General features: G+C 60.6%; 17 protein-coding genes. 15 read left to right on the top strand and 2 right to left on the bottom strand.

The annotated features are described in order from the left end of the window. Positions 1-974 precede the first annotated feature (974 nt). The 10 genes from rpsL to gmk all read left to right on the top strand — a co-directional run bounded on the left by rpsL (position 975) and on the right by gmk (position 13,106). Positions 975-1,346, top strand: a complete 372-nt coding sequence (gene rpsL, locus ACI38B_RS07515) for a 30S ribosomal protein S12 (protein ID WP_004269067.1) — start codon at positions 975-977, stop codon at positions 1,344-1,346. Between the two features lie 5 nt (positions 1,347-1,351). Then, entirely contained in the window at positions 1,352-1,822 is a 471-nt protein-coding gene (gene rpsG, locus ACI38B_RS07520) for a 30S ribosomal protein S7 (protein WP_015450699.1), read from the top strand. A gap of 33 nt (positions 1,823-1,855) precedes the next feature. Beyond that, complete coding sequence (gene fusA, locus ACI38B_RS07525; protein ID WP_439730195.1) at positions 1,856-3,985, top strand: elongation factor G; 2,130 nt, start codon at positions 1,856-1,858, stop codon at positions 3,983-3,985. A 170-nt stretch (positions 3,986-4,155) separates the two neighbouring features. Beyond that, the gene (tuf, locus tag ACI38B_RS07530) at positions 4,156-5,355 is read left to right on the top strand and encodes an elongation factor Tu (protein ID WP_439730196.1); all 1,200 of its coding nucleotides are present in this window, start codon (positions 4,156-4,158) and stop codon (positions 5,353-5,355) included. Between the two features lie 200 nt (positions 5,356-5,555). Further along, positions 5,556-6,119, top strand: a complete 564-nt coding sequence (gene efp, locus ACI38B_RS07535; RefSeq protein WP_439730197.1) for an elongation factor P — start codon at positions 5,556-5,558, stop codon at positions 6,117-6,119. Positions 6,120-6,139: 20 nt separating this feature from the next. Beyond that, positions 6,140-6,775 carry a transcription antitermination factor NusB gene (gene nusB, locus ACI38B_RS07540; protein ID WP_439730198.1) on the top strand — a complete coding sequence of 212 codons (636 nt, stop codon included), beginning with the start codon at positions 6,140-6,142 and terminating at the stop codon, positions 6,773-6,775. A gap of 78 nt (positions 6,776-6,853) precedes the next feature. Continuing rightward, on the top strand, positions 6,854-8,074 hold the full coding sequence (gene carA / locus ACI38B_RS07545) for a glutamine-hydrolyzing carbamoyl-phosphate synthase small subunit (protein WP_439730199.1): 1,221 nt from the start codon (positions 6,854-6,856) through the stop codon (positions 8,072-8,074). Then, positions 8,067-11,453 (top strand): carbamoyl-phosphate synthase large subunit, encoded by a 3,387-nt coding sequence (gene carB, locus ACI38B_RS07550; protein WP_439730200.1) that lies wholly within the window; start codon positions 8,067-8,069, stop codon positions 11,451-11,453. The genes carA and carB overlap by 8 nt, the downstream gene beginning before the upstream one ends. Beyond that, complete coding sequence (gene pyrF / locus ACI38B_RS07555; RefSeq protein WP_439730201.1) at positions 11,450-12,382, top strand: orotidine-5'-phosphate decarboxylase; 933 nt, start codon at positions 11,450-11,452, stop codon at positions 12,380-12,382. The genes carB and pyrF overlap by 4 nt, the downstream gene beginning before the upstream one ends. Before the next feature lie 103 nt (positions 12,383-12,485). After that, positions 12,486-13,106 carry a guanylate kinase gene (gene gmk, locus ACI38B_RS07560; protein ID WP_439730202.1) on the top strand — a complete coding sequence of 207 codons (621 nt, stop codon included), beginning with the start codon at positions 12,486-12,488 and terminating at the stop codon, positions 13,104-13,106. 154 nt (positions 13,107-13,260) lie between these two features. Here gmk and ilvD read toward each other — a convergent pair whose 3' ends face one another. Next, the gene (gene ilvD, locus ACI38B_RS07565; RefSeq protein WP_439730203.1) at positions 13,261-15,123 is read right to left on the bottom strand and encodes a dihydroxy-acid dehydratase; all 1,863 of its coding nucleotides are present in this window, start codon (positions 15,121-15,123) and stop codon (positions 13,261-13,263) included. A 235-nt stretch (positions 15,124-15,358) separates the two neighbouring features. Between ilvD and rpoZ the strand changes: the two genes are divergently transcribed. The 5 genes from rpoZ (at position 15,359) to ACI38B_RS07590 (ending at position 21,718) form a co-directional block, all read left to right on the top strand. Next, positions 15,359-15,643: a DNA-directed RNA polymerase subunit omega gene (gene rpoZ, locus ACI38B_RS07570; RefSeq protein ID WP_015450687.1), complete on the top strand. Its 285-nt coding sequence runs from the start codon at positions 15,359-15,361 to the stop codon at positions 15,641-15,643. Positions 15,644-15,816: 173 nt separating this feature from the next. Then, positions 15,817-17,028: a methionine adenosyltransferase gene (metK, locus tag ACI38B_RS07575; protein WP_439730204.1), complete on the top strand. Its 1,212-nt coding sequence runs from the start codon at positions 15,817-15,819 to the stop codon at positions 17,026-17,028. 176 nt (positions 17,029-17,204) lie between these two features. Further along, positions 17,205-18,491, top strand: a complete 1,287-nt coding sequence (locus tag ACI38B_RS07580; RefSeq protein WP_439730205.1) for a class I SAM-dependent methyltransferase — start codon at positions 17,205-17,207, stop codon at positions 18,489-18,491. A gap of 193 nt (positions 18,492-18,684) precedes the next feature. Continuing rightward, positions 18,685-20,919: a primosomal protein N' gene (locus ACI38B_RS07585; RefSeq protein WP_439730206.1), complete on the top strand. Its 2,235-nt coding sequence runs from the start codon at positions 18,685-18,687 to the stop codon at positions 20,917-20,919. 82 nt (positions 20,920-21,001) lie between these two features. Further along, the gene (locus ACI38B_RS07590; protein ID WP_439730207.1) at positions 21,002-21,718 is read left to right on the top strand and encodes a hypothetical protein; all 717 of its coding nucleotides are present in this window, start codon (positions 21,002-21,004) and stop codon (positions 21,716-21,718) included. A gap of 151 nt (positions 21,719-21,869) precedes the next feature. On the opposite strand, the gene ACI38B_RS07595 is transcribed toward ACI38B_RS07590, so the two are convergent. Further along, on the bottom strand, positions 21,870-22,169 hold the full coding sequence (locus ACI38B_RS07595; protein WP_439730208.1) for a DUF1805 domain-containing protein: 300 nt from the start codon (positions 22,167-22,169) through the stop codon (positions 21,870-21,872). Positions 22,170-22,254: the final 85 nt, after the last annotated feature.

Raw genomic sequence — 22,254 nt, forward strand, 5'->3', positions numbered from 1 at the left:
GGCGATTGGATTGCGCGGCGGTCACGGCGGTTGCGGCGAGCGCGTTCTGAGTTTCGTTGACGCGTTCGCCGCGCTGTTGTTTATCTGTGATTGGTTTGTGTGATCACGGATTGTGTAATCCCTTGTCGCACAAGGCTTTGCACAGCGTCACCAGTTGCGGTTGACATGCTCGCATTGCGAAGAAACTCCGGCGTTTCCTTTCTTCCCAGACCGGAGAAATCCGGTATAATTACAAGTGAAGGCCGGAGTTGGATTCAGCCGAGCAAGTCGACGGGATCCAATGGAGCACAAGCCCGCGAGGGCGGTGCAACGCCTTCGAGATAATTGAATATCGAAAACTGAATATTGGTGATGATTATGTGCGGCACGGGCAGTACGGCAAGGTAGGCCGGGCCGCTGAAGCCAGCTGGCGTAACAAGCGCATGAGGCGCTAGGTATGTTGTGTTGGTGAATGGCATAAGGTTTAGGTTGCCGCGCAAGGTGGCGCGGCGTTGGACATGATGATCACCTCCTTCCAGGTGGCCCCCGCAGGTGCAGTTCGGTATCGCGGGGGCCACCTCATTTCGGTCGATATCAGCCGATCGCAGGATTCCAGAGGGTTAGGCCCAAGAGTCTTCTCGGTGCTGGAGCCTACATCGTGTAGCCCCAACAACCGTCCACTGACGCTCGAAACGGGATTGACGTTGGGGAGGAGACGGAGTCGGGATTCCTTGATTGATGCGTTGGCGTGTCGAGTCAGGACCGGTGATATAGTAGGAATTCGTGTGTGCCAGCGGCATGCCTTATGTAACAGGCGTGGGCGCTGGGATATCCCGGAATCCGTTAGATTGCGCGCGGTGACGTGGCGGCAGGAGGAAGACGGGCCATCGGGCCGGTGGACTGTGGCTGTTTCTTGTCTCCGATTAACGGATGCATGGGGCTGCAGCGCGGCGGCTTCACCTGAACAACAGTATCAATGAATCGGAGAACTGAAGTTGCCTACGATTGAACAACTTGTCCGCAAGGGACGTAAGGCCAAGCCGAAGAAGTCCAAGACTTTGGCCCTGAAGGGAAGCCCGCTGCGCCGTGGCGTGTGCACCCGTGTGTATACCACCACCCCGAAGAAGCCGAATTCGGCTCTGCGTAAGGTCGCTCGTGTGCGTCTGAGCTCGGGCATCGAAGTCACCGCTTACATCCCCGGCGAAGGCCACAACCTGCAGGAGCACTCCATCGTGCTCGTGCGCGGCGGCCGTGTGAAGGATCTGCCGGGCGTGCGTTACCACATCGTGCGTGGCGCGCTTGATACCCAGGGCGTCAAGGACCGCAAGCAGGGTCGTTCCCTGTACGGAGCAAAGAAGGCGAAGTAAGAGATATGTCACGTAAAGGACCCGCTAAGAAGCATCAGGTGCTGCCCGATCCGATCTACGGTTCGACCGTTGTGGCGCAGCTCATCAACAAGATTCTGCTCGACGGCAAGAAGTCGATCGCTGAGGACATCGTGTATTCAGCTCTTGATATGGTCAAGGAGAAGACCGATCAGGAGCCGGTGGCTGTGCTCAAGCGCGCTCTCGACAACATCCGTCCGAGCCTCGAGGTCCGTTCCCGCCGAGTCGGCGGTGCGACCTACCAGGTCCCGGTTGAGGTGAAGCCCGCTCGCGCGAACACGCTGTCGCTGCGCTGGCTGACCGACTTCTCCCGCGCTCGTCGCGAGAAGACCATGGCCGAGCGCCTCGCCAACGAGATTCTCGACGCGTCCAACGGTCTCGGTGCTTCAGTGAAGCGTCGCGAGGATACCCACAAGATGGCAGAGGCCAACAAGGCGTTCGCTCATTACCGCTGGTAATTGACCGAAGAGAACAAGAGCTAAGGAACACTTATGGCACTGGACGTGCTTTCCGACCTGCATAAGGTCCGCAACATCGGCATCATGGCTCACATCGATGCCGGTAAGACAACCACCACCGAACGCATCCTGTACTACACCGGCAAGAACTACAAGATCGGTGAGACGCACGATGGCGCTTCGACGATGGACTTCATGGCTCAGGAGCAGGAGCGCGGCATCACCATTCAGTCCGCTGCAACCACCTGCTTCTGGCATCGTCAGACCCACGACGTGGACGATGAGTTCCAGATCAACATCATCGACACCCCTGGCCACGTGGACTTCACCGCTGAGGTGGAGCGCTCCCTGCGCGTGCTCGATGGCGCCATCGCCGTCTTCGACGGCAAGGAAGGCGTGGAACCGCAGTCCGAAACCGTGTGGCGTCAGGCTGACAAGTATTCGGTTCCGCGTATCTGCTTCATCAACAAGATGGATAAGCTCGGCGCCGACTTCTACTACTCCGTGCAGACCATCAAGGACAAGCTGGGCGTCAAGCCGCTCGTCATCCAGCTGCCGATCGGCGCTGAGAACGACTTCACCGGCGTCGTCGACCTGGTCCGTATGAAGGCTTACGTCTGGAACGACGTCAAGGACGATCTCGGTGCGCACTACGACACCGTCGACATCCCGGATGATCTCAAGGACAAGGCCGAACAGTATCGCGCCGAACTGCTCGATGCTTGCGCCGAGACCGACGAGGATCTGCTCGAGAAGTACCTCGAATCCGGCGAAATGACCGAGGAGGAGATCCGTACCGCGATCCGCAAGCTCACCATCGCCCGCGAGGCCTTCCCGGTGACCTGCGGCTCCGCGTTCAAGGACAAGGGCGTGCAGCCGATGCTCGATGCAGTCGTCGACTACCTGCCGAGCCCTGAAGACATCCCGGCCATCAAGGGCTTCAAGCCTGGCGACGAATCCGTCGAAATCGACCGCAAGCCGACCATGGACGATCCGTTCTCCGCGCTGGTCTTCAAGATCTCGACCCACCCGTTCTACGGCAAGCTCGTGTTCGTGCGTGTCTATTCCGGCTCCGTCAAGCCCGGCGACACCGTCCTCGATTCCACCAAGGACAAGAAGGAACGCGTCGGCAAGATCTTCCAGATGCACGCCGACAAGGAGAACCCGGTCGACGCCGCTGAAGCCGGCAACATCTACACCTTCGTCGGTCTGAAGAACGTGACGACCGGCGACACGCTGTGCGATGAGAAGAACCCGATCTCCCTGACCTCCATGACCTTCCCCGACCCGGTGATCGAGGTCGCCGTGGAGCCGAAGACCAAGGCCGATCAGGAGAAGATGAGCATCGCTCTGGCGAAGCTGTCCGACGAGGATCCGACCTTCCGCGTCAAGACCGACGAAGAGTCCGGCCAGACGCTGATTTCCGGCATGGGCGAGCTCCAGCTCGACATCATCGTCGACCGTATGCGTCGCGAGTTCAAGGTCGAGGCGAATGTCGGCAAGCCGCAGGTCGCGTACCGCGAGACCATCCGCAAGGCCGTCATGAACCAGGAGTACACCCACAAGAAGCAGACTGGTGGTTCCGGCCAGTTCGCTAAGGTGCTCATGAACTTCGAGCCGATCGATCCGGCTTCCGGCAAGACCTACGAGTTCGTCAACGAGGTCACTGGCGGCCACATCACCAAGGAGTTCATCCCGGCAATCGACGCTGGCGTCCAGGAAGCCATGCAGTCCGGCGTGCTCGCCGGATTCCCGGTGGTCGGCGTCAAGGCGACCGTCACCGATGGCCAGACCCACGATGTCGATTCCTCGGAAATGGCGTTCAAGATCGCCGGCTCCATGTGCTTCAAGGAAGCTGCTCCGAAGGCCAAGCCGGTCATCCTCGAGCCGATTATGGCCGTGGAAGTCCGCACGCCGGAAGAGTACATGGGCGACGTGATGGGCGATCTGAACTCCCGTCGTGGCTCCATCCAGTCCATGACCGACGCCACCGGCGTTAAGGTCATCGACGCGAAGGTTCCGCTCTCCGAGATGTTCGGTTACATCGGCGATCTGCGTTCCAAGACGCAGGGTCGCGCAATGTTCACCATGCAGATGGATTCGTACGCAGAGGTCCCGAAGGCCGTCTCGGACGAGATCATCAAGGCCCAGCGCGGCGAGTGACACACTGAGCCACATCGGACTTGCCCTGTCCCCAGTCAGCGCTAGAATAGACAAGCGTTGACTGGGTTCGGGCTCTGATGTGGCACACAACCCAGAAACCCAGTAATATGTAGCGAGTGCCTTGTGCGAAGATCGCACAGGCAAACTACGAGACGTCCAGGAGGACACACATGGCAAAGGAAAAGTACGAGCGTACTAAGCCGCACGTTAACATCGGCACCATCGGCCACGTCGATCACGGCAAGACGACCCTGACCGCCGCCATCTCCAAGGTGCTGCACGAGGAGTATCCGGATCTCAACCCGGAGTATGACTTCGACCAGATCGACGCCGCTCCTGAAGAGAAGCAGCGTGGTATCACCATCAACATCGCCCACATCGAGTACCAGACCGCGAAGCGTCACTACGCTCACGTGGACTGCCCTGGCCACGCCGACTTCGTGAAGAACATGATTACCGGCGCTGCTCAGATGGATGGCGCCATCCTCGTTGTGGCCGCCACCGACGGCCCGATGGCTCAGACTCGCGAGCACGTTCTGCTCGCTCGTCAGGTCGGCGTGCCGCGCATTCTGGTCGCTCTGAACAAGTGCGATATGGTTGACGACGAAGAGCTGATCGACCTCGTCGAAGAAGAGGTCCGTGACCTCCTCGACGAGAACGGCTTCGATCGTGACTGCCCGGTCATCCGTACCTCCGCGTACGGTGCTCTGCACGACGATGCTCCGGATCACGAGAAGTGGGTCCAGACCGTCAAGGATCTTATGGATGCCGTCGACGACTACATCCCGACCCCGGTCCACGATCTCGACAAGCCGTTCCTGATGCCGATCGAAGATGTCTTCACCATCTCCGGCCGTGGCACCGTGGTGACCGGCCGTGTTGAGCGTGGTAAGCTCCCGGTGAACTCCAACGTGGAGATCGTCGGTCTGCGCGACACCCAGGCGACCACCGTCACCTCCATCGAGACCTTCCACAAGCAGATGGACGAGGCTGAGGCTGGCGACAACACCGGTCTGCTGCTCCGTGGCATCAACCGTGACCAGGTCGAGCGTGGCCAGGTCGTGGCTGCTCCGGGTTCCGTGACCCCGCACCACAAGTTCGAGGGCGAAGTCTACGTCCTGACCAAGGACGAGGGCGGCCGTCACTCGCCGTTCTTCTCGAACTACCGTCCGCAGTTCTACTTCCGCACCACCGACGTCACCGGCGTTATCACCCTGCCGGACGGCGTCGAGATGGTCCAGCCTGGCGATCACGCGACCTTCACGGTCGAGCTGATCCAGCCGGTCGCCATGGAAGAGGGCCTCACCTTCGCTGTGCGTGAAGGCGGCCACACCGTTGGCTCCGGTCGTGTGACCAAGATCATCGAGTAGTCTGCATTCGCAGGTACTCCCTGACACGCTGAAGTAGCGTTAACGCCCCTGAGGCTATCCTCAGGGGCGTTCTTTGTATGGAAAGCCATTGGCAATGGTTCGATGAGTGGCCGATGACACCCATCGGTCAACTCGTCGTGCCATAATAGGCAAGGCATTTTTTGTTTTGCCTCAAGTAACTGAAGAATAGGTGAATACACGTGGCACAAACTACCAATGACATCAAGAACGGCTCTGTTCTGAATCTCGACGGCCAGCTGTGGCAGGTCATGAAGTTCCAGCACGTTAAGCCGGGCAAGGGACCCGCTTTCGTGCGCACCACCATCAAGAACGTGCTGTCCGGCAAGATCGTCGACAAGACCTTCAACGCGGGCATGAAGATGGAGTTCGAGACGGTCGACAACCGCACCCTCCAGTATTCCTATGAGGACGGCGACAACTACGTGTTCATGGATATGACCACGTACGACCAGATCATGATCCCCAAGGAGCTCATCGGCGAGCAGAGCAAGTATCTGCTCGAAGGCACCGATTGCATCGTCAGCTTCCATGATGGCACCCCGCTGAGCGTCGAGCTGCCGGCTTCCGTCATCCTGACCATCACGCACACCGAGCCGGGCCTGCAGGGCAACCGTTCCAACGCGGGCACCAAGCCGGCGACCGTCGAGACCGGCGCTGAGATCCAGGTTCCGCTGTTCATCAACGAAGGCGAGAAGGTCAAGGTCGACACGCGTGACGGCTCCTACCTCGGTCGTGAGAACTGAGAGCGAGGATTTGAGGCTTCATGGCACGTTCCACCGCCCGTAAGAGGGCTCTGAACACGTTGTACGAAGCGGACGAGAAGGGACAGGATATCCTGTCCCTTCTTGCTGAGCGCATCGCCAACCCCGGTACGCAATCACCGCTTCCCGACTATGCGATCGAGATCGTCCGCGGCGTCGCTGAGCACCGTGGAGAAATTGACCATCTGCTCGATGAACATTCCACTGGCTGGAAAGTCAAGCGTATGGCTGTTGTCGATCGCAACGTTCTGCGCATCGCCACCTGGGAGATTTTGTACAACGACGAAGTGCCGGACAAAGTCGCCATCGACGAGGCAATCAGTCTCGCCAAGACATTGAGCGACGAAGGTTCGACATCCTTCATCCACGGATTGCTCAGCGCCATCTGCGGTGTGAAAGAAGAGCACCTCGCCCATCAGGCCGAGTTGGAACGGCAGCGCGAGCAATCGGAGTCTCAGCCCGAAGACGACGCGCCTGAGGCATCGGACGTCGATGACACCGAGGACTCGGAGCCGCCCACACAACAGACGACATCTGATGGCGAATCGACGAATACGGTTCCCGACGATCCGGGAACGGCATCCGGATCGGATGATTCGCAAGAGGACTCGCCGCAAGACCAGCACACGACCAACTGACACCGGGCATCGGCCGGCGTGAGAGTCCCAGCCGGCCGGTATCCTTGGTACGAATACCCAAAGAATAAGGGGGTTTTGGTGAACCAGAACGATTCCGAAGCCGTGGATTTCTCACTTGACGATGCTGTACTTGTCCTCGAAGACGGGCAAGTGTACGTCGGCGAGCCGTACGGCGCAATCGGTACGACCCACGGGGAGATCGTCTTCACGACCGGCATGACCGGATACCAGGAGACGCTGACCGACCCGAGCTACGATCGCCAGATTGTGGTGCAGACATTCCCGCATATCGGGAACACCGGAATCAACATGGAGGATCCCGAATCCTCCCGTATCTGGGTCGCCGGTTACGTGGTGCGCGACCCCAGCCCGAACGTGAGCAACTGGCGCGCCACGGGAAGCCTTGACGATGATCTGACCGACAACGGCATCGTCGGCATCAGCAACATCGATACCCGAAAACTGGTGCGCCACCTGCGTTCCGCAGGCGTCATGCGCGCGGGAATCTTCTCGGGCGACGCTCTGATCGACAGCGGGACCGGCAAGCCGCGCACCATCGCGTCCATGATTGACGAAGTACGTGGCATTCCGCAGATGAAGGGCATGAGCCTGTATGACGAGGTCAGCACCGAGCAGATGTACACCATCGAGCCGTGCGGCCAATTCGAAGGCAAGGATCCGCTGTTCACCGTCGCCGCGGTGGACTTGGGCATCAAGGGCATGACCCCGCACCGCATGGCCGAACGCGGATGCCGTGTGCATGTCGTTCCCTCCACTATCACTTTCCAAGAACTCGAAGACCTCCACCCCGACGGTGTGTTCTTCTCCAACGGCCCGGGCGACCCTGAACAGGCCGATCCGGAAGTCAATCTGCTGCGTCAGGTATTGGACGCAGGATACCCGTTCTTCGGTATCTGCTTCGGCAACCAGCTGCTGGGCAGGGCGCTCGGCTTCGGCACGTATAAACTCAAATTCGGCCATCGCGGCGTCAACCAGCCGGTCAAGGACTTGACCACGGGCAAGGTTGAGATCACCGCGCATAACCACGGCTTTGCGGTCGACGCCCCGGTCGGCAAGCCGGTGGATGCTCCCTACGAGGACGGCAAGTACGGCAAGGTGTTCGTCTCGCATATCGATCTCAACGACAATGTCGTAGAAGGTCTGCAATGCGAAGATATCCCGGCCTTCTCCGTGCAGTACCACCCCGAGGCCGCTGCCGGTCCGCACGACGCCTCCTACCTCTTCGACCGTTTTGTTGAGCTCATGCGTTCCGCCAAGGAGGAAAACGCCAATGCCTAAGCGCACCGATATCAAATCCGTCATGGTCATCGGCTCCGGCCCGATTGTCATCGGGCAGGCCGCAGAATTCGACTATTCCGGCACTCAGGCGTGCCGCGTGCTGCGCGAAGAAGGCATCCGGGTTATCCTCGTCAACTCCAACCCGGCGACCATCATGACCGATCCGGAGATGGCCGATGCCACCTATATCGAGCCGATTGCCACCCCGATTCTTGAGAAGATCATCGCCAAGGAACGGCCCGACGCCTTGCTACCGACGCTCGGCGGCCAGACCGCGCTCAACGCGGCTGTGGCGCTCGGTGAGGCCGGCGTTCTCAAGAAATACAATGTCGAACTCATCGGCGCGTCGCTCGAAGCCATCGACCGTGGTGAGGACCGCGAACTGTTCAAGAAGGTCGTCGACAGCTGCGGCGCAGAATCCGCGCGTTCCGCCATTGCCCACTCCATGAAGGAAGTCGACGACATCGTCGCCGAATTGGGCTACCCGATTGTCGTGCGCCCGAGCTTCACCATGGGCGGCCTCGGTTCGGGCATCGCCCATAACGAGGAGGAGCTCCACCGTATCGCAGGCGCCGGCCTGCACTATTCACCGACCGACGAAGTCCTGCTTGAGGAAGGCATCGAGGGCTGGAAGGAATTCGAGCTGGAGCTCATGCGCGACCGCAAGGACAACGTCGTGGTCGTCTGCCCGATCGAGAACGTCGACCCGGTCGGCGTGCACACCGGCGATTCCATCACCGTGGCGCCGTCCTTCACCCTGACAGACCGTGAATATCAGCGTATGCGTGATATCGGCATCGCGATCATCCGCGGCGTGGGCGTGGACACCGGCGGCTGCAACATCCAGTTTGCCATCCATCCCAAGACCGGCCGCATCATCGTCATCGAGATGAACCCGCGCGTCTCGCGTTCCTCCGCCCTCGCGTCGAAGGCGACCGGTTTCCCGATTGCGAAAATCGCGACCAAGCTGGCGCTGGGCTACACGCTTGACGAAATCCAGAACGATATCACCAAGTCGACGCCGGCATCGTTCGAGCCGACCATCGACTATGTGGTGACCAAGGTCCCGCGTTTCGCCTTCGAAAAGTTCCCGGGAGCCGATCCCACCCTGACCACGTCGATGAAATCCGTCGGCGAGGCCATGGCGCTCGGCGGCAACTTCCAGGAATCGCTCGGCAAGGCGATGCGCTCCATCGACAAGCGCCACATGGGCTTCAACTGGGACGGCGACAAGCCTGACCAGCAGGAAGTCGAGCAGCTGCTCGCCGAAGCGAAGGTCCCCACCGAACAGCGCTACCTGCAGATCATGCGCGCGCTGTGGGGCGGCGCAACAGTCGAACAGCTCTATGACGCCACGAAGATCGATCCTTGGTTCTTGGAGCAGTTCGCCCTGATCAACCGCACCGCCATGGAAATCAGGGGAGCGGAGACGCTTTCACCCCGTCTGCTGCGCAAAGCCAAGCAGTCCGGTTTCTCCGATGTGCAGATCGCACACCTGCGTTCTCTCGGCGACGAAGGGGAGAACACCATCCGCGAGCTGCGCTGGAGCTACGGCATCCGACCCGTGTACAAGACGGTCGACACCTGCGCCGCTGAATTCGACGCGGCGACACCGTACTACTACTCCTGCTATGCGGACGAAACCGAGCTGCGCAAGCGCGACCGCGAAGCCGTGATCATCCTCGGCTCCGGCCCCAACCGCATCGGACAGGGCATCGAGTTCGACTACACCTGCGTGCATGCGGTGCAGGAGCTCGGCAAGGACTACGACACGATCATGGTCAACTGCAACCCGGAGACCGTGTCCACCGACTACGACATGTCCGACCGGCTGTATTTCGAACCGCTGACCTTCGAAGACGTGCTCGAAATCTACGAAGCCGAGAAGAAGATGGGACCGATCAAGGGCGTCATCGTCCAGCTCGGCGGACAGACCCCGCTTTCCCTTGCCGCGCGTCTCAAGGCAGCCGGCGTCCCGATTCTGGGCACTTCACCCGAATCGATTGATTTGGCTGAGAACCGTGAGCTGTTCGGCGAGGTGCTGCGCAAGGAGCATATGAACGCGCCTCGTTACGGCACGGCCCTGAGCCTCGACGAAGCCCGTGAAGCGGCGCATAACATCGGGTACCCGGTTCTGGTCCGCCCGAGCTATGTGCTCGGCGGCCGCGGCATGGAAATCGTGTACGACGATGACCAGCTCGAAAAGTACGTCAGCCGCGCGCTCAACGAGGCGAAGGCGGATATGGTCGTCTCCGGGCGTCTGCCTTCCCCGCTGCTCATCGACAAGTTCCTGCAGGATGCCATCGAAATCGATGTCGATGCGCTGTTCGACGGCGAGGAACTTTACATCGGCGGCATCATGGAGCATATCGAGGAAGCTGGTGTGCATTCTGGCGACGCCGCATGCACGCTGCCTCCGAGCACGCTCAGCGACGATCAGATCCGTCGCCTGCGTGAAGGCACCTACGCCATCGCGAAGGGTTGCGGTGTGCGTGGCCTCATCAACGTGCAATACGCCTTCATGGCGAACACCCTGTACGTCATCGAAGCCAACCCGCGCGCCTCGCGTACCGTCCCGTTCGCGTCCAAGGCCACGGGCGTGTCCCTGGCCAAGGCGGCGGCCCGCATCATGGTCGGCGAAACCATCGCCCAGCAGCGCGCCAACGGTCTGTTGCTGCCGAAGGGTGACGGTGGTGACATCCACCCCGGCCAGCAGGTGGCCGTCAAGGAGTCCGTGCTGCCGTTCAAGCGGTTCCGCACGCCGGTTGGCCGTACCGTGGACATCCTGCTTGGACCGGAAATGCGTTCGACAGGTGAGGTCATGGGCTTCGACCGCGACTTCCCGCACGCCTTCGCCAAGAGCCAGCTCGCCGCATACGATGGTGGCCTGCCCACCGGCGGCAATGTGTTCATTTCGGTCAACGATATGGACAAGCGTCAGCTGCCACTGTTCGCCAGCCGTCTGGTCGAGCTCGGCTTCAAGATTTGGGCGACTGAAGGCACCGCATCGGTCCTGCGCCGCTACGGCATTGAATCGAAGATCGTCGACAAGTTGTCGACCCGGCTCGACGGTGACGGCAACGCCCAGACGCACGTCGTCCACGCCCCGGGCAGCGTCGGCAAGAATGTCGTGGAGCTCATCGAGGACGGCACCATCGATATGGTGCTCAACACGCCGAACTCGCGTGGATCGCGCGCCGATGGCTACTCGATCCGTGCCGCTGCAATCGCCGCTGACCTGCCTCAATTCACCACGATGACCGAGTTCTCCGCGGTGCTTATGGCAATCGAGGCGGTCAAGAAGAACGATTATCAGGTGATGAGCATTCAGGAACATGCCCGTCAGCTCTTCGCGATTGAGAAGCGTGACAACCAATGAGCAGCAGCCCCACTGACAGCGAACGCAAAGCGATGAGATCGGAGTTCGGTGTACGCCTGCGCACATCGATGGACCATTATGGCCCACTGTGCGTGGGTATCGACCCGCATCGCAAACTACTGACTGACTGGGGCTACAATGTTGACGCCAGCGGCGCGGAAATGTTCTCCATGCGCATGCTTCAGGCTGCGAATGGCCGTGCCGCCGCCGTCAAATTCCAGGAGTCGATGTTCGAACGGTACGGATCCAAGGGCATCGCAGCGTTGGAACGGGTGTTGTTCGCCGCGCGGCAGATGGGCATCATCACTATCGTCGATTGCCTGCACGGCGGTCTTCCAACTACGATTTCCGCCCTAGCGGACGCGTATTTCAAGCCGGGCGCGCCGCTGCTCGCCGACGCAATCACCTTGCTGCCGTATTACGGTGCACGTTCATTGAGCGGTCTGATTGACGAAGCGCTTGACAACGGGCGGGGAGTGTTCGTTGCATCGCTCACATCGAATCCCGAAGGTGCGAGCCTGCAAACGGCAATCCGTCAAAAAGGCGAGTACAAAGGCAAAACCGTCGCCTACGGTATTGCCAGTACCGCGCAAAAATTCAACGACACCATGCCCGGCATGGGTTCAGTCGGCCTGATCATCGGGGCGACCATTGGCCAATGGATTGACGAAAGCGGCATCGACCCCTCCCAGTTCACCGGACCGATTCTCTCGCCCGGATACGGGTGGCAAGGAGCGGAAGCCGACGATTTGCGCACCGTGTTCAAGGGCACCAAAGGCAATGTGCTGGTCACGGTGTCGCGCTTCATCGCCAAGAACGGGCCGGATATCTCCAATCTCTCCGCGGCGACAGAAGCCATCGCGCTTGACATCCGACAGGCGTTGATGGACGCGACGCTCGAGGCGGATGATAGCGCCGACCAAGACTGAAGAAGCGTTTTTTTCACGCAATTGGTTGCTGCACAGACAGCATTCGGTCAATCACACTCGGTTCCAGACAAGACAAGCATTTGACAATGAAAGGCGGTATGGGATGGCAATCGCGGGTCACAGCGATTCGGCACACAGCACAGGCGGACGGCTTATCGTACTGACCGGCCCGACTGCGGTGGGTAAAGGAACGGTTGAAGCCGCCCTGCTAGCCAAGCACCCAGAGGTGTGGGTGTCCGTGTCTGCGACGACCCGTAAGCCTCGCCCCGGCGAAGTCAACGGCGTGAACTACTGGTTCATGAGCGAAACGGAATTCCTGCGCCAGGAGCAGGAGGGGAAGTTCCTGGAAACGGCGGTCGTCCACGGCATGGCCCATTACGGGACCCCGCTGCAACCGGTGCTCGATCATTTGGCGGCCAACACGCCTACCATCCTTGAAATCGATTTGCAGGGCGCACGACGGGTCAAGCAGAAAGCCTCGCAGATGGGGCTTGACGTTGTCTACGTGTTTATCGCGCCGCCCAGCTACGAGGAACTGGTACGGCGGCTGATTGGTCGTGGTACGGAGAACGAGGAGCAGCGTGCGAAGCGGCTGGAAACCGCGAAGATCGAACTCGCCGCAGAACCCGAATTCGACGTGGTCATCGTCAATAACACGGTCGATCAGGCAGCGGACGATCTGTGGAAGGTCATCGCCGAAGAATACGGCATCAGCGAGGACTGAGGCATCAGCGAGGACTGAGAAACAACCAGTCCGCGAGCAACCAACGAAACCGCTTGATTGCGAGACAATACAACCGCGATACATGATTGGGCCCTGCAGTTGCACACTGCAGGGCCCAATCACGTTTCAACGGGCGTTCAGCAAGTCAACTGAATCACTTCAGGCCGCTGAGCTTGTTGATGAGGTCAGGATCGCGGGTCGCGCCCTTGTCGGCGGAGCGGGCGAAGGCGGCGTACGCCTTGAGCGCCTGGCTGACATGACGGTCGCGGTGGGCGACATACCCGTCGCCGGCCTCGAGTTCGGCACGACGCTGCGCGAGCTGCTCGTCGGTCAGTTCCACATTGATCGAACGGTTCGGAATATCGATGTCGATCATGTCGCCGTTCTTGATGAGCGCGATCGGGCCCTTGTTCGCGGCTTCAGGCGCCACATGGCCGATGGCCAGACCCGAGGAGCCGCCGGAGTAGCGGCCGTCGGTAATCAGTGCGACATCCTTGCCGATGCCCTTGCCCTTGACGAAGGAGGTCGGGTACAGCATCTCCTGCATGCCCGGGCCGCCCTTCGGGCCCTCGTAACGGATGACGAGCGCCTGACCGGGCTTGAGCGTGTCGTTGAGAATGACCTTGATGGCCTCTTCCTGGGATTCCACGACGAGCGCCGGACCATGGAACTTCCAGATGCTTTCGGGCACGCCGGCGGTCTTGACGACGCAGCCGTCAGGTGCGAGGTTGCCGCGCAGCACCGCGAGACCACCCTCGGGGATCTCCGGGTGGTCGATGTCGTGGATGGCGCCGTGCACGCGATCGGTGTCGAGCGTGTCGAACAGGGTCTCATGCGTCCACGGTTCCGGGGAGACGATATGGCCGGGGGCCGCGTGGAACAGCTGCTTCGCTTCGGGCTTGCAGGTGTCGCGCATGATGTCCCAATCGTTGAGCTTGGACTCGAGATCCGGGTAATCCACGGAATGTGTGTCGCGATGCAGCTTGCCGGCACGGTCGAGCTCGCCGAGGATACCGCAGATGCCGCCGGCGCGATGCACGTCGGAAATCTCCCATTCGCCGGAAGGCGCGGCCTTGCAGATGCAGGGCACGGTGTGGGAGATGCGTTCGATGTCGTCAAGCGTGAAATCGACGTCGGCGCTTTGCGCGGCGGCGAGGATGTGCAGCACGGTGTTCGTGGAGCCGCCCATGGCCACGTCCATGGTCATCGCGTTTTCGAAGGCGTGCTTGGTGGCGATGGAACGCGGCAGCACGGAGTCGTCGTCCTCGTCGTAATAGCGGTGGGCGAGCTTGACGATCATCTCGCCGGCGCGTTCGAAGAGCTTCTTGCGGTAGACGTGGGAGGCGAGCGTGGTGCCGTTGCCGGGCAGTGCCAGGCCGATCGCCTCGGTCAGGCAGTTCATCGAGTTGGCGGTGAACATGCCGGCGCAGGAGCCGCAGGTCGGGCACACGGTCTTTTCGTAGGCGAGCAGGTCTTCGTCGGAGCAGTTGTCGTCGGCGGTCGCGTACATGACGTCGATGAGGTCGGTGTGCTCCTTGACGGTGCCGTCTGACAGGACGGTGGTGCCGGCTTCCATCGGGCCGCCGGAGACGAAGATCGTCGGGATGTTCAGGCGCAGCGCGGCCATGAGCATGCCCGGAGTGATCTTGTCGCAGTTGGAAATGCAGATGAGGGCGTCGGCGCAATGCGCGTTGACGGAATACTCGACGGCGTCGGCGATGATGTCGCGGCTCGGCAGCGAGTAGAGCATGCCGGTGTGGCCCATGGCGATGCCGTCGTCGACGGCGATGGTGTTGAACTCGCGGGGGATGCCGCCAGCCTTCTTCACGGCTTCGGACACCAGACGGCCGACCTTGTTCAGGTGGACGTGGCCGGGGACGAATTCATCAAAGGAGTTGGCGATCGCCACGATCGGCTTGCCGAAGTCCTTGCCGTCAACGCCAGCGGCGCGGTACAGAGCGCGAGCGCCCGCAAACACTCGCCCGTTCATCAATTTTGCGGATCTCATTTCTGCCATGGTTCCATTCAAGTGCCTTGCGGGGACAGGTGGCAGTCTTGGGCCGAATAGTGAAATTACGCTAGGAGAGTAGGGTTTTGCCGGGTTTTCGGCAGATCGGGGACGCGAAAGCTCAGCCGCATCCATGCCGCAAGATGCTCGGGTCGCGATATCGGGGGCTTGCAGTACAATGAATGATTTGAAATACCACGCCCGCATTGGACGTGGCCATGCGCATGATGGGAGATTGACACCTATGGCACTTGGCACTGAGCCGCATCCGCAGGGACTTGCGGATCCGCCTATCGACGACCTGATGCAGCACGCTGATTCCAAGTACGCGCTGGCGATTTTCGCCGCGAAGCGCGCCCGTCAGATCAATTCGTATTTCACGCAGCTCAATGAGGGTCTCCTGCAGAATGTCGGCCCGCTGGTTGAATACGAGAATCAGGAGAAGCCGCTGTCTATCGCTTTCCGCGAAATCAACAGCGGTCTGCTTGAGGAGACGCTGGGCGAGGACGATCTGAGCGAAGGCAACTGATCGCAGACTTCGTCGAGGTATGCCCCCGGTGCTGGATTTTTCTGCCGTTTAGATATGGCGAAATTCAGCCGGGGGCATTATTCTTACTAAACAGTTACATATTGTGTGATTCCTGCTTCGGCTTTCCGTCGCCGTCGTGGGTGGACATTTGACGGAAGGACAGCGAGGGGAATATGGAACGTCGCCTGATTTCGGCGGAATCCGTCACTGAAGGGCATCCCGACAAGATCTGCGACCAGATTTCGGATGCGATTCTGGACGATATGCTGCGGCAGGATCCGCATTCGCATGTCGCCGTGGAGACGTCGGCCACCAAGGGCCAGTTCTTCGTCTTCGGCGAGGTGACCAGCGAAGGCTACAGCGATATCCAGCGCATCGTGCGTGACGTGGTGCGCAATATCGGCTATACGAGCTCCGAGATCGGTCTTGATGCCGATTCCTGTGGTGTGGTGGTGTCGCTGAGCGAGCAGAGCAAGGAAATCAACCAGGGTGTGGCGCGTCTGAATCCTGAGCAGGAGTCCGCCGCTTCGCGCGAGGAGCGCTACGAGGCCCAGGGAGCCGGCGATCAGGGCGTGATGTTCGGATATGCAACCGATGAGACCGAAGCGCTGATGCCGCTGCCGATCTATCTGGCGCATCGGCTGGCCTTCCGCCTCGCTCAGGTGCGCAAGGAGGGCATCGTCCCGCATCTGCGCCCGGATGGCAAGACCCAGGTGACCATCGAATACGACCAGGATGACCAGCCGGTCCGTCTGGACACGGTTTTGGTGTCCACCCAGCACGATCCCGAAGTCGATCATGATTGGCTGCTCGCCCAGCTGCGCGAGCATGTGATCGAGCCGGTGCTTGCCGAAGTGCTCGGCGCCAAGGTCCGCCATGACGACTACCGCATCCTGGTCAATCCGACCGGCTCCTTCGTGCTTGGCGGACCGGCGGCTGACGCCGGCCTGACCGGGCGCAAGATCATCGTTGACACCTACGGCGGCGCGGCTCACCATGGCGGCGGCGCGTTCTCCGGCAAGGACCCGAGCAAGGTTGACCGTTCCGCGGCATATGCTGCGCGCTGGGTGGCGAAGAACATCGTCGCCGCAGGTCTTGCGCACAAGGTCGAAGTACAGGTCGCCTACGCGATTGGCGTCGCCGATCCGGTCAGCGTCAATGTGGAGACCTTCGGCACCGAAATCGGCGGAGTCACCCGCGAACAAATCCAGGCAGCCGTCCGCAAGGTCTTCGATCTGCGGCCTGCGGCCATCATCGATGAACTCGATCTGCTGCGTCCGATTTACTCCAAGACCGCCGCCTACGGTCATTTCGGACGTAACGATCCGGACTTCACGTGGGAGCAGACCGACAAGGTCGACGAACTCAAGGCCGCCCTCGATTGAGCGACGGCAGCATGATGACACCGCTGTACCGGCCACAGGGCCGATGTCGACTGTCATGACCGGAACGTGCTGGGCGCGCACCATGCCGCCCGGCGCGTTCCAAGGCTTACCGGGGCGAGGGGCTCCGGCGATTGAATGTGAAAGTTTGAAATCGTAATCCTCACAAGGAGAAGCACATGGCAGGCATGACCGTTGCACAGATGATTGAACTGTTTGTCGAACCGAACGCGCCGCTGCGCATCGAGGCGTTCGACGGGTCGGTATTCGGGCCGGCAGACGCGCCCGTATGCATCAAGGTCAACAATTCACGAGCGGTATATTACATGGTCGACCATCCCAATGAGCTTGGGCTGGCACGCGCATATCTGCAGGGCGATATCTCCTCGCCGCAGATGATCCCGGGCGATCCCTACGAGGTCTTCAAGGACCTCGTCAATGTCAAGCCCTACTTCCATAAGCCCGATCCGGTAGGCGTTGCCAAGGCGCTCGCTTCGGTTGCCTCGCACGGCATCCGGCATCCGAAAGCGCCTAGCATCGAGGGGCCAAGCCGACTGCGCCGCGCCGCCGAAGGCCTGCTGCCGCACAGCAAGGCCGGCGATGCGGCGACCGTCAGCTATCATTACGACCAGTCGAATGACTTCTACCGGCTCATTCTCGGACCGACCATGACGTACACCTGCGCTCTGTTCAACAAGCCGACCGACACCTTGGAGGCCGCGCAGGAAGCCAAGCTCAACCTGGTGCTCGATAAGCTCGGTCTCAAGGCCGGAGACCGGCTGTTGGACATCGGCTGCGGCTGGGGGTCCATGGAGGTCGTCGCCGCACGACGCGGCATCCACGTGATCGGTGTGACTCTCGCGGACGAACAGGTCGCGTGGGGCAAGGAATGGATCAAACGCGAGGGCCTTGAGGATTTCGCCGAGATCCGCCTCATGGATTATCGCGATGTGCCGGAAGCCGGATTCGACGGCATCTGCTCACTGGGCATGATGGAGCACGTCGGCGTCAAGAACTACCCGTCCTACTTCCGCGAGATCTTCGACAAGCTCAAGCCCAACGGCATGCTGCTCAACCATCAAATCACCCGCATCAACTCGCATGCCGGTCATGCGGCGGGTGAGTTCATCGACCGCTACATCTTCCCTGACGGCCAGCTCGCGTCCCCAGGCGAAATCGAGATGAACATCCAGGACACCGGTTTCGAAGTGATCCACGAGGAGAACCTGCGGCAACATTACGCGTTGACCTTGCATCATTGGAACCGCAATCTCGTGGACAACTGGAATGCGGCGGTCAAGCTGGTCGGCGAGCCGAAGGCACGCCTGTGGGGCCTGTACATGGCCGGCTGCGCGTACAACTTCGAGATGAACAACATCCAGATTCACCAGTACCTGTGCGTCAAGCCGAATGAGGAGGGGACGGCCACCTATCCGCTTCGGCCGTGGTGGGTTCATCAGGACTGACCTGACACGAGCGATGCGCTGACCGGGAGACCCCGGCGGCGTATTCCGGGGGCGTGGGACACGGCGTTTAAGCCGCGCCCCACGCCCTTTCCATATGTGGGCTGTCACGCGCCGCCGCTCACATACGTGGGGCGCGCGGAAACATGTTCTGCACGGCGACACGCCGAGTCTTGCAGGTGATATGGTGAACACCATGACTATCCCAGACGCCGAACAACCTGCCTTCGAGGGGCTCGAGCCGCGGCGCAGACGCAAGCGCACTGCGGCGAAGCGGCAGCGTGCCGAGCATCAGCCGATTGCGCGCGTCGTACTGGACGTGCAGGCGGCGCATCTGGGACAGACCTTCGATTACCTCGTACAGGACAAGCAGGATGCGCAAGCGGTGCCCGGCACCTTGGTACGCGTGCGATTCGGCGGTAGACGCGTCAACGGCATCATCTGGGAGCGCGCCGAACGCAGTGAGACCCCGGACTCCTCGCTGCGGTACCTCGAACAGGTGCTTGGCGGGGAAATCCTGGTTCCCGCGAGGCTTAGGGACGATATCACGCTGATTGCGAAGGCGTACGGCGGCACCCGCGCCAATATTGTCAGACTCGCTGTGCCCCCGCGTGTCGCGCGCGTCGAACACGAGCAGCGGCTTGCCGCATCGTTCAGTGGTGATGCCGGTGCGCGCCAGACGATGTGCGCACAGTGCGCCGATGACTTGGGTGAGCGGTTTCTGCCTGATTACGAGAACCTGCGGATGCTTGGCGAGACCTTGTCAACAGGGGGCAAAGGCGCTTTCGTGGCCGACGCCATGCCAGGGGCTGGGCATTGGGCGCTGCTGTTCGCTTGGATGGTGCTGCGTGCGCTCGCCGCCGGTCGCGGGGTTGTCGCGGTGATGCCGTCGATGCGTGCCGTGGACGACGCCGTGCGGCAATTGGGGTCGTTGGGACTGCGCCTCTTCGGTCCGCGCGCCTCGCAACAGGGCGGGTACATGGGCGATATCGCCGTGCTCGGCGCTTCGATGTCTCCGGCGGAGAGATACCGGTCCTATCTTGCTGTCGCGTGCGGGCAGGTGCGCTGTGTCATCGGTACACGTGCCGCCATGTATGCGCCGATTGACGGGAACGCTATGTTCGTCATCGTCGACGATACCGCCTACCAGCAGGCGGATGGCATGGCGCCGTACGCGAATGCGCGAGGCGTGCTGCGGCTGAGGGCCAAGGCACATGACGGTGTGTTCGTCGCGCTCGGCAATGCGAGAAGCCCGTTGAGCCAGTGGGAGACTGACGGCGGCCATGTCGCCGAGTCCCCGGTGAGCGGGTACAGCACTTCGATTCAACCCTTGCCAGCAGCCCTCAAGGAGCGTTCGCCTTGGATCAGGTGGCTCAATCGCGAGGAGCTTACGCGGCTTGCCGATCCAACCATCGGTTCGCGGGTGCCACATACCGCGGTCGCTGTGCTGTCGCGGGCGCTGAAAACCGGCCCCGTGCTGCTGTCCATACCCCAGGATGGCATTGCGCAAACACTCAGTTGTGCTGCGTGTCACCGGCAGGCGAGGTGCGGCAAGTGCACCGGGCCTTTGGAAATGGTGCCCGGTGTCTCGCAGCCGCGATGCCGTTGGTGTGCTGCGGCGGCGGTGAATTGGACATGTCCGCACTGCCATGGCGACCGTATGCGCGTCGTGCGGGTGGGAGCTGCGGGAACCGTGCAGGAGTTGCGGGGCCTGTTCAGGAACATCCCCATGGTGGTGTCTTCGCCTCACCAGCCTCAGGGGGTGATTGCCGATATCGCCGATGCACCGATGCTGGTAGTGTCCACCCCCGGAGCGGAACCCCGGGTGCGTGCCGATGACGGCGGCGTGGGAGCGTACCGTGCGGTGGCGATTCTCGACGCGTGGACCAGCCTGTATGCCCCAGGCATTGATGCTAGGATTGATGCGCTTGATTCGTGGATGCGAGCCGTTCAGTGGTGCGCGCCGCGCTCCGCAGGCGGTCAAGCGATGCTCATCGGGGAGGCTGACCCATTGGTCGCCCAATCCCTGATGACTTGGAATGCGCGCCTGCTTGCCTCCAAAGAGCTTGAAGAACGTGCCCAGACTGGATTACCACCGGTATTCGCTTCGGCATGCGTATGGGGGTCGCGTCCCGCGGTCCGGACGATGCTGCAAGGCGCCGGATTACTTGCCGGAGGCGATTGGGCACTGCTGGATACCCAATTCGGCCCGATGCCGGCGGTGCTTGGCCCGGTGCCGATTCCGCCGCCGCGAACGGTTGACGCGCGTGAGCTGGAAACCATGGCGGACCGGGTCAAAGCCGTAGTACGTGTCCCGCAATCCAAGCGCGCCGAACTCGCCGAGCGTCTGCACCGGGAAAGCGCCCGGCATGTCGCCTCGCGCGAACCGGGGGAATTGCGTTTCCAGCTCGATCCGAAAGACCTGATTTGAAAATAATCAGGTTTGGCTGCCTTGCTCGTATTTGCTGATGCTCGAGACGATGAATCGATATGACCTAGGGTAGTATGATGTTATGGTAAAGCTTAGGGTTGAAGACTCTGCGCTCGAGGCGCTCCTGCAACGTCATGCCGGGCAGATAGGTTACAAACCTTGGCGGTCATGCTTCGCGGATATATTCGCTGCAATCAGTTTCTTCATCTCTACGGTGATGTCAACTGGTCCGGCTTGGCTGGAAACCTTTGCGGTGGTATTTTCGCTGGTCTATCTGGCACTTGGAGTGGATCAAGGCTTCAAGGCATGGAAGTATGGCTATTCGGCAGATCAATTGATGGAGGATATCAGAAGCATGGATACTACAGAGAAGCATAGTTCCATCATGGCGATTCGATCCGCAGAACGCCCAGGGGAGTATTTGCTGTATCACGATACCCGTTGGGACTGTGATTTCTTCCCGAACCATGACACGCAAGGTACGGCAGAGATGGAGAAGCCAAACCTGAAGTCCTGGCTGGTTCGGGATTTTAGTGCTCCTGAGGATCTCGCGCTGTCATTCATCACGGAGACGTCATCGATGAAACCGTCGCTCTCCCATAACAGTGAAATGCGAGAGTACGATTACCGGCTCTGGCTGGTAGATGTCGATTCGCTGCCGGATGCATGGAAGAGCGATACTTTCACCATCAATGGCCGGAATTGCAGGTGGGAATCCATTCCGGGCATGGAAGCGAACCCCAGAATCATGCAAGTAAACCAAGACGTTGTCAGCATGGTCAAAGACAACATCCACTGACCGGTTCCGCTATCCGCGGTATTGCAACATGTTGGTCCAGCGCACGCGCATCGATGGAAAGTATGCGCGATGAATCCGGATTATAGTTCTGAACGGCAAGTGATTAAGGGATAACTCCCGTGATCACTTGCCGATTTTTCTGTTAGGTACTCTAGGCCAGCACAGCGGCGGCTTCGGCGCCGGTCATGCCGTCTTTGACGCCGGCGGCACGGGCTGCTTCGGTCATGCCCTTGATCGGGTTGGCGAGCACGGCCGCGAAATCCGCGCCTCCCACGAGCACGGCGGCATCGCCGAACTTCTCGGCGGCGGCGAGATTGAGATACCCGCACATCAGGTAGCCTTTGCGCCCCTGCACCAGAATCATGTTCGGGTGGCCTTCACCGCCCGGGGTGACGACCATCGTGCCTTGCACCGTGGCTCCGTTCACATCAAGTTGTTCGATGTTCAGCATGGTTCCTCCATACGTTGTGGCGTCTCAGCCGATGAGACGCGAATTGATCATCACAACAGTCTTATCACGAGCATGTCACGCGCCG

This window comes from Bifidobacterium sp. (assembly GCF_051876855.1).
Classification (GTDB): Bacteria; Actinomycetota; Actinomycetes; order Actinomycetales; family Bifidobacteriaceae; genus Bifidobacterium.

Bases quoted from the DNA above. Each gene is read 5' to 3' on its own strand.
- rpsG (WP_015450699.1), top strand. From the start codon at position 1,352: ATGTCACGTAAAGGACCCGCTAAGAAGCATCAGGTGCTGCCCGATCCG.
- ilvD (WP_439730203.1), bottom strand. From the start codon at position 15,123: ATGGCAGAAATGAGATCCGCAAAATTGATGAACGGGCGAGTGTTTGCG.
- ACI38B_RS07585 (WP_439730206.1), top strand. From the start codon at position 18,685: ATGACTATCCCAGACGCCGAACAACCTGCCTTCGAGGGGCTCGAGCCG.
- gmk (WP_439730202.1), top strand. From the start codon at position 12,486: ATGGCAATCGCGGGTCACAGCGATTCGGCACACAGCACAGGCGGACGG.
- ACI38B_RS07590 (WP_439730207.1), top strand. From the start codon at position 21,002: ATGGTAAAGCTTAGGGTTGAAGACTCTGCGCTCGAGGCGCTCCTGCAA.
- ACI38B_RS07580 (WP_439730205.1), top strand. From the start codon at position 17,205: ATGGCAGGCATGACCGTTGCACAGATGATTGAACTGTTTGTCGAACCG.
- metK (WP_439730204.1), top strand. From the start codon at position 15,817: ATGGAACGTCGCCTGATTTCGGCGGAATCCGTCACTGAAGGGCATCCC.
- ACI38B_RS07595 (WP_439730208.1), bottom strand. From the start codon at position 22,169: ATGCTGAACATCGAACAACTTGATGTGAACGGAGCCACGGTGCAAGGC.
- nusB (WP_439730198.1), top strand. From the start codon at position 6,140: ATGGCACGTTCCACCGCCCGTAAGAGGGCTCTGAACACGTTGTACGAA.
- pyrF (WP_439730201.1), top strand. From the start codon at position 11,450: ATGAGCAGCAGCCCCACTGACAGCGAACGCAAAGCGATGAGATCGGAG.
- tuf (WP_439730196.1), top strand. From the start codon at position 4,156: ATGGCAAAGGAAAAGTACGAGCGTACTAAGCCGCACGTTAACATCGGC.
- fusA (WP_439730195.1), top strand. From the start codon at position 1,856: ATGGCACTGGACGTGCTTTCCGACCTGCATAAGGTCCGCAACATCGGC.
- rpoZ (WP_015450687.1), top strand. From the start codon at position 15,359: ATGGCACTTGGCACTGAGCCGCATCCGCAGGGACTTGCGGATCCGCCT.
- carB (WP_439730200.1), top strand. From the start codon at position 8,067: ATGCCTAAGCGCACCGATATCAAATCCGTCATGGTCATCGGCTCCGGC.